Raw genomic sequence first — 16,256 nt, 5'->3', positions numbered from 1 at the left:
TCGTGATGTATTTGGCGAGGATATAGACCTGAGTCTTCGCATACGCAAAGCAGGTTTTACAACTGTTCTCTTACCCGATGCTTTTGTATATCATAAACGCCGTAATACAATCAAGAGTTTCTGCCGTCAGATGTTGGTGTTTGGTCGCTCGAGGGTAGAGTTGCATCTATTGCACCCGGGCTCAATGAAATTGGTGCATCTCTTGCCAACTGTATTTATGTTGGGCTCAATATTCCTTATAATATCAACACTCTTCTGTAAGTGGGCAATAACTCCATTGCTGGGATATTATTTGGCTCTATTTGTTGAGGCATTGTTTAAGACTCGTTCTGTAAAGGTTTCACTCTTGGCTTTGGTAACGGCAACCATACAGTTGTGGGGCTACTCAATAGGATTTTTACGCTCCTATATTAAAGAGGTAATTTTTAAAATCCGCCCAGATAAGGATAAGGAGATGAAGCGTCTAAAATTCAAATAATAAGGTTGATGCTAATAGAGATTTGAACGAATAAGTTGTAAAAAATTTGTTTTACAAGATTTTATTGCTTATCTTCGCAAAAGATTTCGAGGGAAGATAATAGGAGGGTTCCAGTATCTGTAAGATACGGGGATTCTTTTTTATATGTTTTTTAAAATTAATAAAAAAAATAAAGTTATGGCAGTAGTTTATTTAACCGATGAGGGTTATCATAAAATGATGGATGAGATCAACTATTTAGAGAGTGTTGAGCGTCCAAGAATTTCGGCACAGATAGCAGAGGCTCGTGATAAAGGCGACCTTTCAGAGAATGCTGAGTACGATGCAGCAAAAGAGGCTCAAGGTCTTTTAGAGATGAAAATTGCACAATTAAAGAGTCAAGTTGCTAATGCTCGTATCATTAGCGATGCAAACCTAAATACTCACACCGTTCAAATGCTTAATAAGGTAAAAATCAAAAATTGCCAAAACGGAGCAGTTATGCAATATATGTTGGTTGCTGATAGCGAGGCAAACTTGGCAGAGCGTAAAATCTCTGTATCAACACCTATTGCTCAAGGTTTGTTAGGACACCATGTAGGCGATGTTGTTGAGGTAAAAGTTCCTGCGGGATTAATGAAGTTTGAGATTGTTGAGATTTTAATCTAATACTACTATGGCAACAATATTCACACGCATAGTTAAGGGCGAGATACCCTGTTATAAAGTAGCGGAGAGTGAAAAGTTCTTTGCGTTCCTTGATATAAACCCATTAGCAAAAGGGCACACTTTGGTTATACCCAAAGAGGAGGGAGATTATATATTTGACATTGAAGATGACAACTATGCAGAGTATATGTTATTTGTAAAGCGAGTTGCTCTTGCTCTTAAAAAAGCAGTGCCTTGCAAAAGAGTAGGTGTTGCAGTGTTGGGAATGGAAGTTCCTCATACTCATGTTCACCTTGTTCCTATGAATAGCGAAGGTGATATGTCGTTTACAAAGGAGAAGATGAAATTCTCTCCTGAAGAAATGGCAGAGGTTGCTACCGCAATTGCTACTAATATGTAGTAATTAGGTAGTTGTTAGAATACAAATAAAGACCGCTGATTCAGCGGTCTTTATTTGTATTAATTGTGATTTTGTCTTGTTCTTAACTGTACTTTCATTTTCTTTTTCCGCAAAAGAAAACGAAACAAAAGAAAGCTCGTCGCTGGTGAGAAAACTTCCTCACGGTTGACGTCTTAACTCGGGGCTGCGGAACTCGCTTTGCTCAAACAGTCCTCGCCTTATTCCTCGTTTGCGACTACCTTACCGTCGTTTTCTCAATGCGACCTTTTTTATATTTTCTAATTGGTAAATTTGCCAATTAGAAAATATTTTATACTTTTGCATCAAATATTAATTTTTCGTGGGGTCTCCACATTAAAAACTGTAGAAAAATTATGCAAAGTAACATTAAAAAATTTATGGCTATCGAGACAAGGTCTCGAGCCAAAATCCTCAACAGGCATTATGTTGAGGTACAGACGCCTGATGGCGAAATATTTCAAATTATTTCTGATATTGCTAAGTATTATAGTGATGAGTACAAGGCATATGTTCTTCATTTGATCGAGTTTATTTTTGATCGTAATTTCTCTGATGATAAGGAGCAGATGATAATGCGTATTAGTAGAGATTTTCGTATTAATGCAGTTCCTTCATTAGGTATGGATTCAGGAAATAGACAAAGTGAACGAGTACGTATAGGTTGTCGTATTAGGGAACTTAGAGAGTCTAAAAATATGGAAGCACGAGACCTTGCTGTCCTTGCAGGAATTGATGCTGCAAATCTTTCTCGTATAGAGCAAGGTAAGTATTCAACTGGTGTTGATATACTCTCTCGTATTTGTGTTATATTGGATGCTCATCTTGATTTAGTTCCAAACTCTTAAATTAGAAAGTAATATGGATAATAATAAATTACTTGAGGAATTCGATTGTGAGAAACAATGTGAATACAAGGGACGCATATATAAAGTTAGAGATAATGGAGCGATTTGTCGTCTTCAAAAAGGAGGATGCCGTATAAGTAAATGGGATAATGTTTGGACATTTGGTAAAAAAAATCCTAATGGTTATATGATTCATGCTAATAATGTTCGTGTCCATCAAGTGGTTTGTACTGCATTTCATGGACCAGAGCCATACCCTCATATGGTAGTAGATCATAAAGATACAAATAGTTGTAATAACAGACCAGAGAATCTACGTTGGTTAACAAGATTGGAGAATGCTTTAAATAATCAAATTACTTGCAAGAAGATTATCTATTTATGTGGAAGTATAGAAGCATTTCTTGAGAATCCTGCAATTCTTAGAGAGAAGTCACTCCCAAAGAACGTAGAATGGATGAGAACTGTTACAAAAGAAGAAGCTGCTATTTGTAAGAAAAATATGGACTGGTGGTCACTTCAAGATTCTAAACCAAGTACTGGAAAAGGTTTTGGAGATTATGTGTTTTCTACAGACATTACGAAAGAAGCAATTAAATGGAATGGAACATTTTTATATCATAATAACGAAGATAGAGATAAAGAGGAGGTGTATAGTGCAGAATATAAGAATGTAAAAGAAACACTCAATATTATAGATTCTCTTACTCCGAGAGCTAAACAACAAGATTGGGTAACTCCTGCAGAATTCCCACAATGCCCTCAGGAGATAACATCTACTCCGTTACAAGATTATTTAAAAAGACTCAAAGAAGGGGTTGTATATAGTAAAAATAAATATGCAATTTCATATGTATTAGATGCTGCAATGTCCGAAGATGAAACACATCTATCCGTTATTGTAAAAACTGATGGAATAAAACCTTATGCATTATCAGAAGTAATCTATGAAGATGGAATATTTATACACAAATCGAAAGGGACATTCTTTGAAGAAGTTGGTGCAATAAAATATTTTACCAAATCTCTTGGTAGAGAATGGAGAGGTGGTGATGTATTAGATGATAATTGTTAACTTTATTATTAAAAATATTTAAGGAACTTACTGAAACTACAAAATAAATAGAATCCCCAAAGTTTGGAAAAACTTTGGGGATTTCTTTAAAATCTTTGGAGATTTTATTTATCTTCTCTTTTTAATTTTACGGCAGAACCGTATGCTGTAAGCATAAACATTGATTTGCCTTTTCCTGAGATTTCGTTAAAATCGAAAATAGTCCCTAGTATGGCATCTGCATTTAATGCATTGGCCTTCTCTTCTAACTCAATAAGGGCGCTTTCGTAAATTTCATCTAATCTATTTTGATATGAACCGGAATAACCTCCTATAACATCAGTCCATGATGCAAACCAGTCTGCTATAAAATTAGCACCAATAACAATATTTGCATTTACAAGACCTAAATATTGCGATACTTTATACCCTTGTATTTCATTAGTTGTTACAATCTTTAATCTTGTTTTTGTTTTGTTCAAAGGATTAGTATTCTTAGAAATATCCTTACTGGGTATATATTTTAATATTTCGTTGTATTCCTCATCGGTAACATCAATTGGAGCAGGGAAAACATTTTTCTTATAAAACATCTTCTTTTGAGGATCTATGAATTTATGCTCCTCATCTTTTGTTGCGGAGTATTCAACTATTTCAATAGTTTTAGTTTCATCTACAAGACCAAGTGATATTAAAAGAATATCTCTCTCTTTCTTCTCTTCAATTTGTTGTTGCTCCTTTGCTTTTCTGATGAACTCTTCTACTTTTGGATTCATATAATTATATCAATAGAGTATTTATATATCTATTTACATTAATTTCTCGTTAATAACAACTCTCTAACCTTTTTTGCAATATCGGTGTTGTCAATTATTGCACCAAATTCATCGGCTCCTGTGCCGTAGAACAGGGCAGGGGTCATTGTTGCGGTGTGGCTTGTACTGCCAAAGTTATATTCTACTCCGCTTTCGCCTAGTGTGAAGTCGGTTTTGCACGAGGGGATTGACATACCTCCTGTATCGTGGTCGGCACAAACAATAACAAGTGTTCCGGGGTGAGAGTCGGCATAATCAAAGGCTACTCCTACAACTTTGTCAAAGTCTTTCATCTCGCCATATATACCTTTGGGGTTGTTGGCGTGTGACTCAAAATCAATTTGTGAGCCTTCAACCATCATAAAGAATCCTTTGCCACTCTTCTTAGAATTGGTAGTTAATATATCTAATGCCTTTTGTGTTGCTTGTGGCAACATATCTCCTCTTCCGTTAACTATACTTGGTAAATGTTCATCGGCAAATAGTCCAATAACTTTGCCCTCTGTTATGCCATCGGCTTGTTGTAAAGAGTCAATTACCAAGTATCCACTCTCTTTAAATTTGTTCATAAGGTTTATACTATCTCCTCTGTTTGTAAAAGCGGTAAGTCCTCCTCCAAATATTATGTCAATTCCGGAATTTGGTAACCATTCTGCAATGTTTTCTCTCTCGTTACGGTGCTTTGCATGTGCGTAGAATGAGGCAGGAGTTGCGTGGGTAATATCGCAACTTACAACTATCGCACTCGGCATACCAAGAGCCTCTGCAAATGCAAGGTTTGAGATAAGAGTATCTCCTTCGGCTGTTAATCCTATAACACTATTGTCAGTTTTCTCGCCACACGCCAATGCTGTTCCTGCTGCTGCGGAGTCGGTTACTCTGTTGTTGTGAGAGTATGTTGTTACAAATGAGGCACGTTTGGCTCGTTCAAAGTTGGTGGGAGCGTATTGCTCTTCGAGCATAAGCGAGGGGATATGAGTGGGTCCCATTCCGTCACCTATAAGCATTATTATATTTTTTACTTTCGGTGTTTCTTCTGCCTTATTACAACTGTTAAGTGTAAATACGAAAAAGGCTATTGTCACTGACAATAGCATACTAAATATTTTGCTCCTTTTCATAGTCTATATCTTTTCAATAAGAACAACCGCATGAGCAGCAATACCCTCTTCTTTGCCAACAAAACCAAGCTTTTCGGTGGTAGTGGCTTTTATTGATACCTCATCCTCTTCAATCTCCAGAATAGGAGCAAGAGTATTAATCATTGCAGGGATATGGGGGTTTATTTTAGGACGTTCTGCACATATAGTAATATCGATGTTGCCTATCTTATACCCCTTCTCTTTTACTATTTCAACAACATCTTTAAGTAAAAGTTTACTGTCTATATTCTTATATTTATTGTCGCTTGGTGGAAAGTGATAACCTATATCTCGCATAGCGGCAGCACCTAATATGGCATCGCATAGGGCGTGTATTGCTACATCGGCATCGGAGTGTCCGTCAAGACCAAGAGTGTGCTCAATCTTTACCCCTCCTAACCATAGTTCTCTGCCCTCTACAAGACGGTGAACATCGTATCCTAAACCAACTCTGATTTTCATATTGCCTGCAACTATCTTCTACCGCGTTTGCTACCAACAAGGTCTTTCAATCCTGCCATATCAAATCCGAGTGTAAAACGTAATGTCTGGTCTAACGGACTGCTTTGTGCTGTTGCCAAAACGTATGCTGCATCAAGTGTGAATACACTCAACGAGAATCCTGCTCCAAATGTAACATATTGGCGGTTACCTTTATATTTGTTTTCGTAGTAGTAACCTACACGAGCAAAGAATTGTTGGTTGTATGAGTACTCAAGACCTGTTGAGATTTGTATCTCCTGCAACTCCTCTTTAAATCCTCCTGGTGCATCGGCAAACGATTTGAATATACCTTTGAATGATGACATATTGTTGAAATCTTCAGAAGCCTCTTGATATGCAATTGGATCGGGATTACCTTCGGCATCCAAATAGTCTGCTTGGCGAGGAGCGGTGGGAACCATAAGTTTATTTAAATCTAAGTTGAGGGCCAATGTGTGATAATCGGCAACAGGAAATTTGAATGTTGTTCCCAAACGTAGGTTGGCAGGAAGGAATGCGTTATTTGCTCCGCCATCGTACGATACTTTTGTTCCTATATTAGAGATATTGAATCCCCATGACCATTGACACTCACTGCGTCCAACAATTGGATAGAATGTTTGGTATCCAGCAATGTCGGCGGCAAATGCGGCTGCACCTTTTACATCGCTACTTCCGTCAGTTGAATATCCAAGATCAGAGTATATAAAACGCAATGCAACTGCCATTGAAAAGTTGTTTGTAAGTTTGCGAGAGTAGGCAAGGTCTAATGCCATTTCGTATGGATTTACCGAACTCAATACGTTTCCTCCGTCATCAGTTGTTTGAATAGAACCGAGTGAGAAGTAACGCAAAGTGGCACTTAATGCTTGAGGATCGTTTCCATAACGACCAAACTTCCAATAGCCAGCCACGTATGCAAGGTTAATGTCGTTTACCAATTTTCTCAACCATGGGGTGTATGAAACTGCCAATCCTCCTCTGCTTTCGGTAAAGGCGTATTTTGCAGGATTCCAGAACTGAGAGTTTACATCGGGGTCAGTTGCAACTCCAAGGTCTCCCAAACCACCACCACGTGCGTCGGGTGCAATGTTAAGTGAAGTAACTCCTGTGGTAACCGGGTTGAATTGGTTCTTTATATTTTGAGCATATACTTCACTATATGCCATCGATAAAATCAGGGAGATTATTATAATTCTGTATTTCATATCAAACTAATGTTATATTTGTCAATATATTAAACTCAAAAACTTCGGTTTTATTGCCCTAATACTGCAATTTTTTTAGCATCTGTTGCAGCCTTTCCGCTTTCGGTTGATATATATGCTTTATAGATATATACTCCGGGAGGCACTCTCTTGCCCGATGCGTCAGTTAAATCCCATATCACAGGCTCGGTTTTCCACATATCCGATTTACCTTCGCTCTCGTTTCTCCACAACTCGTTGCCCCAAAGGTCATATACGGCTATTGTTACCTTCATAACCATATTAGGACGGTCGTGATTTAGATAGAACTTGGCCTCATCCCTAACAGGATTTTTTGTAGTGTATAGTTGATAGATATTGGGTTTCAATCCTTTCTCAACAACAAACATTGTACTCTTCTCCGATGAGTTACCCTCTGTGTCCCATACTTTAAAAGTAAGGGTATGTTCTCCTTCTGGTAACTCGGGTATCTGATACATTATTGTACCTCTGCCAAAGTCTCCCGAAGCAGGAGTAAAGTAGTTGTTTATGATATACTCTGTATTTGGGTTGTTATCAATCTTTATTGTAAGGTCGTGCCCTAATCCTATGCCCGATACATTAATACCCGACTTGTCATATACCTGAGCAATAAATACTGGGGTTTCATTTACTGTTGCCCCATACGAATAGTCCGATGAGTTTAGATAGAAGTATTCTATTGTTGGTCCAATCTCATCAGCTTCAACTTCGTTGTCGTATCCATTTACAATAAAGTCTTTACTTGTTCCTTGTGCCTCAACTTTTTGTATCTCATCGTAGGCATAAAGGTTCATTAGAGCAGGCTCGTTTGAGTAGTTTAACTCCTTAGGAAGTTTGAAGGTAAACTCAAACTCTCCGTTTTTTACCAAATCTTTGCCCTCGTAAAGTTTGCTGTCTCTGACTTTAAATGTATATGGTTCTCCTCCCTCATCCTCACCGTGAGTGGTTATTGAACGTTCAGAGTCATATAGGCGTTGTTGAATGTATCCGTTGAATGTTTCATCTTTCTCTCCCGATGGAGTTAAAATTATTCCTTTAAAGGTTGCTTGTGAGCGAGCCTTTAAAACTATGTTGCTTGAAGTGCTACCTATGGCAACTCCATTTATTTCGGTAATCTTAATTTTGTATTCGGGGAATGCAAGTTTTAAAGTAGGATCGGCGAGAAGAATAAAGTTGAGTTTATTAAGGTCTTGACCGTAATGTTCAGTTACTGAGCATTTAGCCATTCTTATTACGTCGCCTATGCGATAGCGGTGACCATCTGTGTCGCGAGAGAACATATGAGAAATCAACTCTTTGTTGAATGTCTCGTTTTTGTCCATATAAACCACTCGGGTAGTTGATATTAAACCAACTCCGCCACCTTTGCTATTTAGGAACATCTCCTCTCCTGCCGAAGTTGTGGGTGCATCAAATCTACTGAAATCGCAAGTGGCTGTTATAAAGAATGGGAGTTTGTCGAGATATAGTTTCTTTATGTCTTGTATGGTTAGTATCTTCTCTTTTGTCCATCCAGTGGCACTTCCGTGTCCAATGTAGTTAACAATCAACTGACCATTTTCAAAGTAGTTCAACATATCGGCTTTGGCATCGGGGTATGTGCCACCACTTGATCCTCCCACTTTGTTGTAGGCATCAATATATACTTTGTTTTCAAAGAACTCGGGATTGTTTTTTTGAATAATCTCAACTAAATCATCAGCCAACTCCATGTGTCCCGAGTGATTACCATTATCGGCTACAAAGCAGAGGTTGTTTTTCCAAATTCCATAGTTGGAGTTATTTGTATAGTTGATAACCTTATCAACTGCAATTTTAGCCTCAGCAGTTGTTCTGACAGGGAAACGCCCCACACCAATGACGGGTTTGTCTGCAAGTAGATTATTGCCGTCGCTATCTTTCAAGAAGGAGAAGTAATCATCTGTAACATACGAACTTCTCTCGTCAATACTGCTTACCGATTGAAATGTAAGCAAGAAAGGGTATTTATATCCTTGCCACTCTGAGGTTATATGACGGTTGTCGCACGAACCATCTCCAAATAGTAGCAGGTAACGAGGGTATAGAGTCTCATCTCCTGCACACTCTGCTCTGTCATAGAACATCTTCATAAACCTTCGGTATGCAGTGGCATCGGGTTTGCCTGATGCAAACTCGTTGTATATTAGTTCAGGACGTACTATCATAGAGGATAGTTGGTCGTGGTCGCGATGAAACTCTGCTAATCTTTTCGCCTCTTGGTAAAATTGTTGGGGAGCAATAATAACCAAATCAGCCCTTTCCAATCCATGCAGATTTTGGTTTGCAACCTCTTCTACAAAGGTTGGTTCGTTGTATGTTTTATTTGTGTCAAATGCTATATACTCTCTTAATCCTACGGCTTCTGGTGTAAAATCAAGTGTGTTATTTGATTTGGTTGCTAACACTCTTTTTGGATTGTGAGCCTCTGTTATATCCCATATTTGTACCGAAGAACTATTGCCAACGTTAAGTTTGTATCTTACATAACTGTATTGTGCTTCAAATGAACGAAACTTAACAACTCCATTATATAGTTTAAGTTGACGTTCCATTTGCAAACGGATAAAATCTAATCGTGCAACCTTTACATCCTCTCCAGAAAATTGCAAAGTAATAGTCTCTGTGCCAGTTGGGGTGAAGGTTTTATTTAAAGAGGTGAGTTTTGCAGCGGTGTAGTACCAGTCGTCAGAACCTGTGAATGCTTTAATATTCTTCTCTCCGTTAGTTAGGGCTTTGCCATTGTGTTTTATTGAAAGAGTTCCGTTTGATTGCATCTTGGCGATGAAATCAATACGCATGTCAATATCACCAACAACACCTGTTGTGTTGAACTTGAAACTCTGTATTGTCTTGTATAAAAAATCTTCGCCATAAAGATTACGCCCCATATTGCCAACATTACACAACTCGCTTTCGTATAGAGCGTAGTCGTTGAAGGTGGTAATATCTTTTGTTATTTTACTCAGATTGTCGGGTAACTCTTTCATCTTAATATTTGGTTCTTCACTTTGAGTGATGAAGTAATATGATGATGCTGAGTAGGGATTTTGTGTTTGAACAAAAGTTGTTCCTGTGAGAGACCATTTAATAGTTCCCTCTCCGTAGAACAAGATTCTGTTTTTATCTCTTAGAACAGGAACTTCGGGGAGGTCATCGATATATGGCTCTGAAAATTTTTCGGGCAACATATTACCTCCGTAACCATAAACTTTTACCTTTTCTGGTGTGAATCCTAATTCTTGAAGTGTGGTGTATGAGATTTGATAAATGCCACTCTCTGCAACCTCAATTTTAACCCATCTGCCCGATGCAAGTTTAGATTTTGTTGCGTACCGGTCGCATAACGATGATGATGCGGCATATATTGGCAGCGTTATCATTAACGCTACAACAATTACAATATGTTTAAGAAGTTCTAATCTCATTTATATATAAAGGTGTATGTTTATCACTCATATTATCGTACGTGGAAATTGAGTAATTTTTCATCACCTATGAAACCTTCTAACCTATCGCCTATCTTAACTCCTCCAACACCGGCAGGAGTTCCTGTGTAGATTAAATCGCCCTTTTTGAGAGTGTAAAATTTGCTGACGTATGCAACAATGTCATCAATAGAGAATATCATATCTCTTGAGTTACCACGTTGCACCTCATTGCCGTTTATGGTAAGGTAAAACTCCTTCTCTCCAAGTTTCTCTCCATTGGTAGGGATAAAATCTCCAACTACTGCCGAGCCGTCAAAACCTTTGCTGATATCCCAAGGGTTACCATTGGCACGAGCCTTTGCTTGATAATCTCTTGCAGTAAAATCAATGCCTATGGTATATGAGTTGTAATAGCGGTATGCAAACTTTGATTGAATGTTTTTACCAAGTCTGTCGATACGTACTACAATCTCTGCCTCGTACTCAATCTGAGACGACCAGTCGGGGTAGAAAAAGGGCTTGCCATCTTTTAAAATAGCCGATTCAGGTTTGAGAAAGATCACAGGTTCGTTTAATACTAACGTATTATCCATCTCTTTATTGTGAGAGTTGTAATTCCAACCAACAGCAAATATCTTCATTTTATATTTTTTTATCTATTTTTCGTTCAAACGATTAAACATTACAGCCAAATGAGCATATAGCGAAGTCTCTTGAACAACAACGCTCTCATCAACTTTTATTTTGTAAGGGGTAAAGTTCCATATAGCACCAATGCCTCCCGAAACCATAATATCGGCACTCTCTTGAGCTTTGTCAACTGGAACTGTGATGATGCCTATAACCATCTGTTCCTTTTTTTGAATCTCTTCAAATTCGCTGATGTTATAAATCTTAATGCCATTAATCTCTTTCCCAACAATGTCACTTCGCACATCAAATCCTGCGACAAGTTTAAGCCCGTATTGCTCCAGTCCGCTATCGTGCATTAATGCTCCACCTAAACTGCCAACTCCAAATATACATGCTTTGTGGCATTTGGTGAAACCTAAAAAGTCTTCCAATACCTCAACAAGAGAGACAACTTCGTATCCAACGCGAGTTTTGCCGGATATCTCTAACATTGATAAATCTTTTGCTACTTGCGAAGCATCAACATTTGTAGCCGCTGCAATTTGTGTTGAAGATACAAATTCAACACTGTTCTCCATAAGCAACTTAACGTGTGCCAAGTACCAAGGTAGTCGGCGAAGTGAGGGCTCGGGTAGTATCATTAATTTTAGGTTATTAAAAGTTTTTCTCTATAAATCATTTGCCAAAATTACAAAAAAAATATAGAACAGAATTTATATAAATAGTCAAAAATCATTAATTCCGAGAGTAATAGATTTTTTGTGTAATACAAAATTATGATTGCTATTGAAAGATTCTTTCAAAAAATGGATTTTATTTGCAAAAACAATAATAGTTGTTGCGACATTGATATAAATTTAGCAGTATTAACTGTTGTCAAATTGCTCCGAGAAACTTCCACAATAAAAGAGCATACCCACGACAATGGATAATATCGCCTATGCTATGCGTGGGTTGTGTTATTCTGTGGGTAAGTATGTGGAAGTAAAAATAAAATTTAGGGTTGCTGATGGAATGCTGGAGATAGATTCTTACAATGGAGAAGTTAAGATATTTACTATTTCAGGACAATTGATAAAGAGTATGGTAGTAAATGAGTCAACTAATATTTATTTACCAAAAGGAACTTATATAATTGTTTCGGATAATGCTCGGAGTAAGGTTGTAATCTAAATTTGAATATAACTTTTTTACTGCCTTGACTTTTGTTGAGGCAGTTTTTTTATATATGTTTATATCTGTTGTGTATTATTTTGTATCTTTGAGGTAACCCTCTAAGATTTTTTGCATTCACTGTGAAAAACAATCAAACAAGTTTGATGTTTCTCGCTCGTTTGTAACTATCTTTGTATTCAGATAAATTTTATGATTATGAGTACTCCTAACGATTGGAAAGAGTTGCTTGGTAAAGCATACTCAATTTCAACTGAAGATATTGAACGTGAAGTTAAGCAAGAGAAAGAGGTTGCAAACAAGGCAAAGATGAAGTTGCGTGTGGCAATTGATAAGAAGAACCGCTCCGGAAAAACAGTTACCATTGTGACTGGCTTTGATGGTGATGAGCAGTGTGCAAATGCTCTTGCAAAAGTGATTAAAACAAAACTTGGCACAGGTGGCTCAGTGAAGGATTGCGAAATTGTTTTGCAAGGTGATTTGCGTGATAAGGTTTTGCCTATTCTGATTAATGAGGGGTATTCATCTTCAAAAAAAGTTTAAAAGGTTATGGATAAAGAAAAACCAAGATTAAAAACCGAGCCTCCTTTGGTTGTATATAAAGCATCGGCGGGAAGTGGTAAAACTTTTACCCTTACGCTATACTATTTATGGTTGCTCTTTTCTAAAAGTCAGTTTGATACTTTTGACTCGGAGCGAAACAAAACGTATAGACATATTCTTGCTGTAACCTTTACTAATAAGGCTACCGGTGAGATGAAGGCTCGTATAATAAAATCGCTGTACAATCTTGCCACAGGAAGCGATGATAGAAATTCAAAAATATATAGAGAAGAGTTAATCGGGTCGGGGTGTGTTAAAGATGGAGAGGAGTTGCAAAAGCGTTCAATGGAGATATTATATACACTCCTTCATGATTACACAAACTTTAATGTTTCAACCATTGATACCTTCTTTCAAAAGACTATGCGTGCCTTTGTGAGAGATATTGGTATGCAAGGAGGATATAATGTTGAACTCAATTCTGAGGAGGTGGCAAATGAGGCAATAGATAGAATGTATCTTTCTCTCTCTGATGATGCGGATGATGATACTTTAAAAAAATGGCTTTTAGATTTTGATATCTCACAAATAGAGGATAATGGAAAGTGGAATTCTGCCGAGTGGAAAATAAGGGTTTTATCGAAGGAGCTCTTTAAGGAGGCATATAAACGTTGGAGAGATAGTTTGCCGCCCGATAAATTACCAACTAAAGATGATGTAGCAGCCTTTAATAAGTATGTGACCGAAAAAAGTCGTACGCTTCAAAATAAGTGGAAAAATATAGTTAAAGAAGGACATGAAATTTTAAAAGATTTATATAAGTGTTTAGATGAACTTGCTGGTAAGAATAGCTCTCCGTTAAGGTATTTTATAACTCCCAGTGAAAATATTAAGAGCCCAAATAACACTTTGTTACTTAGCGATAGATCAAAATGGGAACATAATAAAAATAATGTTTCTGATAAAACAAAGGATACTCTTGATAAATTTGACAGTTCTGGATGTATGGATGCTCTAAGGGATTTTTTCAGGAACGATTATCCTGAATATTGTTTATATGAAACTCTAAGACGTAACCTATACTCATTTGGAATTTTGAGTGATGTTGATATTCATATAAGAGATATAATAAAAGAGAGAAACATTATGCTCTTGTCTGATACAACAGATTTGTTGAATAAGGTTATAAAAGGGACCGATACACCTTTCATATACGAGAAAGTGGGGGTAAATATTCACCACTATATGATAGATGAATTTCAGGATACTTCTCATGCTCAATGGGAGAATTTTTTGCCTCTTTTAAAAGAGAGTATATCAAAGGGTGGACATAACCTTATTGTGGGTGATGTTAAACAGAGTATATATAGATGGAGAAATTCCGATTGGACAATGCTTAATGGCTTGCCCGCAAGCGAAGAGTCTTTTGTGCAAAATAAGGCATTAGAAGAGTCGATGGATGTGAATTGGAGAAGTGCTCCCCATATTATAAAATTTAATAATAATTTCTTCACCCACGCCGTAAAGGTATTGGTTGATGCAAAAAAAGATGAACATTCTTATATTGATAAAACGGGAGAAGAGAGATATCCGTTAAGAGATAAAATTATAACAGCATACCAAGATTGTAAGCAGAAGATAAATACGGCTAAAGAACCAGATACCGGTTATGTAAAAGTTGAGTTTATTCCCCATGCAAATGATTATGCGGAGCAGGTGTTACCTAAACTATATGCCGATATTCAATCAATGTTGAAGAGTGGATATAGTGCCGATAAAATAGCAATCCTTACTCGAACTAACGATGATGCGATAGTAACGGCTCAATATCTTATGTCGGCACAAAAGGATGAAGATGAGAAATTTTATGTTATATCCAATGAGGCGTTAATGATAAAAAACTCTTCATCTGTTAAGTCGATAATTGCTATTCTGCGATATATTAATTCATCAAAAGAGCCGATTAATAGACTGATGATGAATTATGAATATGCTTCTTCTCTCTCGACTTCGGGTTCAACCATAATAGAACAGGCTATTAAATTATTAACAGAAGAGTCGCTTGAATATGATGAGAAGATAGCTGTTTTATCAACCAAGTCGCTGTTTGAAATGTGTGAGGGTATAATTGATTTATTGAAGATTAAAGATGATGAAGAACAATTGCCTTATATTCAAGCTTTTCAAGATGTGATATTGTCATATGTGGGTCAAAAGGATAACGCTCTCTTAGAGTTTTTAAATTGGTGGGATTTGCATAGTGATGATTTTTGCATATCAACTCCCGAAACAAAAAATGCTGTACGAATAATTACAATTCATAAGTCTAAGGGATTAGAGTATCCTACAATATTTATTCCTTTCTGTAATTGGCAAATTGAGAATGGTGCGAGTATATTGTGGAGAAAATATATAACAGATGATGAGAATGAGTGGATGTTTCCTCTCTCGGTCTCAAAGAAAATGTTAAACTCTCCTTTTATTGAAGATTATTTAGAAGAGAAGTCGCTTGCTATTATTGATAACCTGAATATCGGTTATGTTGCCTTTACTCGAGCTGAGGATAATCTAATAGTGTATGCTCCAAAACCATCAAATAAAGGAATGTTGTCATTTAACTCTTTAATGTATACAACCATAGAGGCTATGTCTAAGGAGCAAGATAATGTTTCGTTTGATGGATATGTATATGAGTATGGTAAGATGTATATTCCTCAAGATACCAAAGAGAGTAACTCTCAAAATCCGGTTAAGGAGATTTCGCGATATGAGGTTGATCCAATAGAGTCTAAATTGCGACTTAAATTAAAGGGAGAGGCATATTTTGATAATCACTCAAATTTATCGATTGGAAAAGTAAAACACAAAATGATGAGTGAGGTTATTGTTAAAGAGGATGTTGAGCGAGTTGCAAAGAAATATGAGCGAATGGGTGTTCTCTCCTCAGCGGAGAAGGATGAATTTATTAATGAGATATTGTCACAAATAGATGTAAATCCTCAAATTGCTGAGTGGTTTGAGAAGGGAAACTATGTTTTAAATGAAACCGCAGTGTTAAATCCATCTTCTGACGGTAAACTAAATTATCGCCCCGACAGACTTATTATTAAGGGTGATAAAGTTGTTATTGTGGATTATAAGTTTGGTAAAGAGTCAAGTTCTTATATAAAACAAATGAAGGACTATATTCGTATTCTCAAAGAGATGGGTAACTTTGATGTGTCGGGTTATATTTGGTATGTAACCGAAAAAAGAGTTGTTTAAAAGGCAGTGTAATAATATGATACAAAAAAGGATAGAGTAGCTCTATCCTTTTTTTTGTAACTGACAACTACCCCGTAGG

General features: G+C 36.9%; 15 protein-coding genes. 8 read left to right on the top strand and 7 right to left on the bottom strand.

The window, feature by feature from the left end; all coding sequences use genetic code 11:
- From IKK64_06890 to IKK64_06870, 5 genes are all read left to right on the top strand, one after another.
- The coding region (locus tag IKK64_06890) for a glycosyl transferase family 2 (GenBank protein MBR4119784.1) at positions 1-478 on the top strand (478 nt) is incomplete at its 5' end.
- A 177-nt stretch (positions 479-655) separates the two neighbouring features.
- The gene (gene greA, locus IKK64_06885) at positions 656-1,126 is read left to right on the top strand and encodes a transcription elongation factor GreA (GenBank protein ID MBR4119783.1); all 471 of its coding nucleotides are present in this window, start codon (positions 656-658) and stop codon (positions 1,124-1,126) included.
- Between the two features lie 7 nt (positions 1,127-1,133).
- Complete coding sequence (locus IKK64_06880) at positions 1,134-1,526, top strand: HIT family protein (GenBank protein ID MBR4119782.1); 393 nt, start codon at positions 1,134-1,136, stop codon at positions 1,524-1,526.
- 398 nt (positions 1,527-1,924) lie between these two features.
- Entirely contained in the window at positions 1,925-2,392 is a 468-nt protein-coding gene (locus IKK64_06875; GenBank protein MBR4119781.1) for a helix-turn-helix transcriptional regulator, read from the top strand.
- 13 nt (positions 2,393-2,405) lie between these two features.
- The gene (locus IKK64_06870) at positions 2,406-3,467 is read left to right on the top strand and encodes an HNH endonuclease (protein ID MBR4119780.1); all 1,062 of its coding nucleotides are present in this window, start codon (positions 2,406-2,408) and stop codon (positions 3,465-3,467) included.
- A gap of 104 nt (positions 3,468-3,571) precedes the next feature.
- On the opposite strand, the gene IKK64_06865 is transcribed toward IKK64_06870, so the two are convergent.
- Genes IKK64_06865 through IKK64_06835 form a run of 7 tightly spaced genes read right to left on the bottom strand, consistent with a single transcriptional unit; the run spans position 3,572 to position 11,838 of the window.
- Positions 3,572-4,222, bottom strand: coding sequence for a YbjQ family protein (locus IKK64_06865; GenBank protein MBR4119779.1), 651 nt, complete (start codon positions 4,220-4,222; stop codon positions 3,572-3,574).
- A 38-nt stretch (positions 4,223-4,260) separates the two neighbouring features.
- Positions 4,261-5,382, bottom strand: coding sequence for an alkaline phosphatase (locus IKK64_06860; protein ID MBR4119778.1), 1,122 nt, complete (start codon positions 5,380-5,382; stop codon positions 4,261-4,263).
- Positions 5,383-5,385: 3 nt separating this feature from the next.
- A complete protein-coding gene (locus tag IKK64_06855) occupies positions 5,386-5,865 on the bottom strand; it encodes a 2-C-methyl-D-erythritol 2,4-cyclodiphosphate synthase (GenBank protein MBR4119777.1) in 480 nt (159 codons plus the stop codon).
- A gap of 11 nt (positions 5,866-5,876) precedes the next feature.
- Positions 5,877-7,094, bottom strand: a complete 1,218-nt coding sequence (gene porV / locus IKK64_06850) for a type IX secretion system outer membrane channel protein PorV (GenBank protein ID MBR4119776.1) — start codon at positions 7,092-7,094, stop codon at positions 5,877-5,879.
- 50 nt (positions 7,095-7,144) lie between these two features.
- A complete protein-coding gene (porU, locus tag IKK64_06845) occupies positions 7,145-10,561 on the bottom strand; it encodes a type IX secretion system sortase PorU (protein MBR4119775.1) in 3,417 nt (1,138 codons plus the stop codon).
- Positions 10,562-10,593: 32 nt separating this feature from the next.
- Positions 10,594-11,205: a fumarylacetoacetate hydrolase family protein gene (locus IKK64_06840; GenBank protein MBR4119774.1), complete on the bottom strand. Its 612-nt coding sequence runs from the start codon at positions 11,203-11,205 to the stop codon at positions 10,594-10,596.
- Between the two features lie 15 nt (positions 11,206-11,220).
- A complete protein-coding gene (locus tag IKK64_06835) occupies positions 11,221-11,838 on the bottom strand; it encodes a redox-sensing transcriptional repressor Rex (GenBank protein MBR4119773.1) in 618 nt (205 codons plus the stop codon).
- Positions 11,839-12,121: 283 nt separating this feature from the next.
- On the opposite strand from IKK64_06835, the gene IKK64_06830 reads away from it, so the two are divergent.
- The 3 genes from IKK64_06830 to IKK64_06820 all read left to right on the top strand — a co-directional run bounded on the left by IKK64_06830 (position 12,122) and on the right by IKK64_06820 (position 16,177).
- Positions 12,122-12,370 (top strand): hypothetical protein, encoded by a 249-nt coding sequence (locus IKK64_06830; protein MBR4119772.1) that lies wholly within the window; start codon positions 12,122-12,124, stop codon positions 12,368-12,370.
- 198 nt (positions 12,371-12,568) lie between these two features.
- On the top strand, positions 12,569-12,913 hold the full coding sequence (locus tag IKK64_06825) for a translation initiation factor (protein MBR4119771.1): 345 nt from the start codon (positions 12,569-12,571) through the stop codon (positions 12,911-12,913).
- A gap of 6 nt (positions 12,914-12,919) precedes the next feature.
- A complete protein-coding gene (locus IKK64_06820) occupies positions 12,920-16,177 on the top strand; it encodes a UvrD-helicase domain-containing protein (protein ID MBR4119770.1) in 3,258 nt (1,085 codons plus the stop codon).
- The last annotated feature ends 79 nt before the right edge of the window (positions 16,178-16,256 follow it).

Source organism: Bacteroidales bacterium (assembly GCA_017521245.1).
GTDB lineage: Bacteria > Bacteroidota > Bacteroidia > Bacteroidales > G3-4614 > Caccoplasma_A.
The sequence above is the reverse complement of the archived record's forward strand: the minus strand, read 5'-3'. Positions and strand labels throughout refer to the sequence as shown.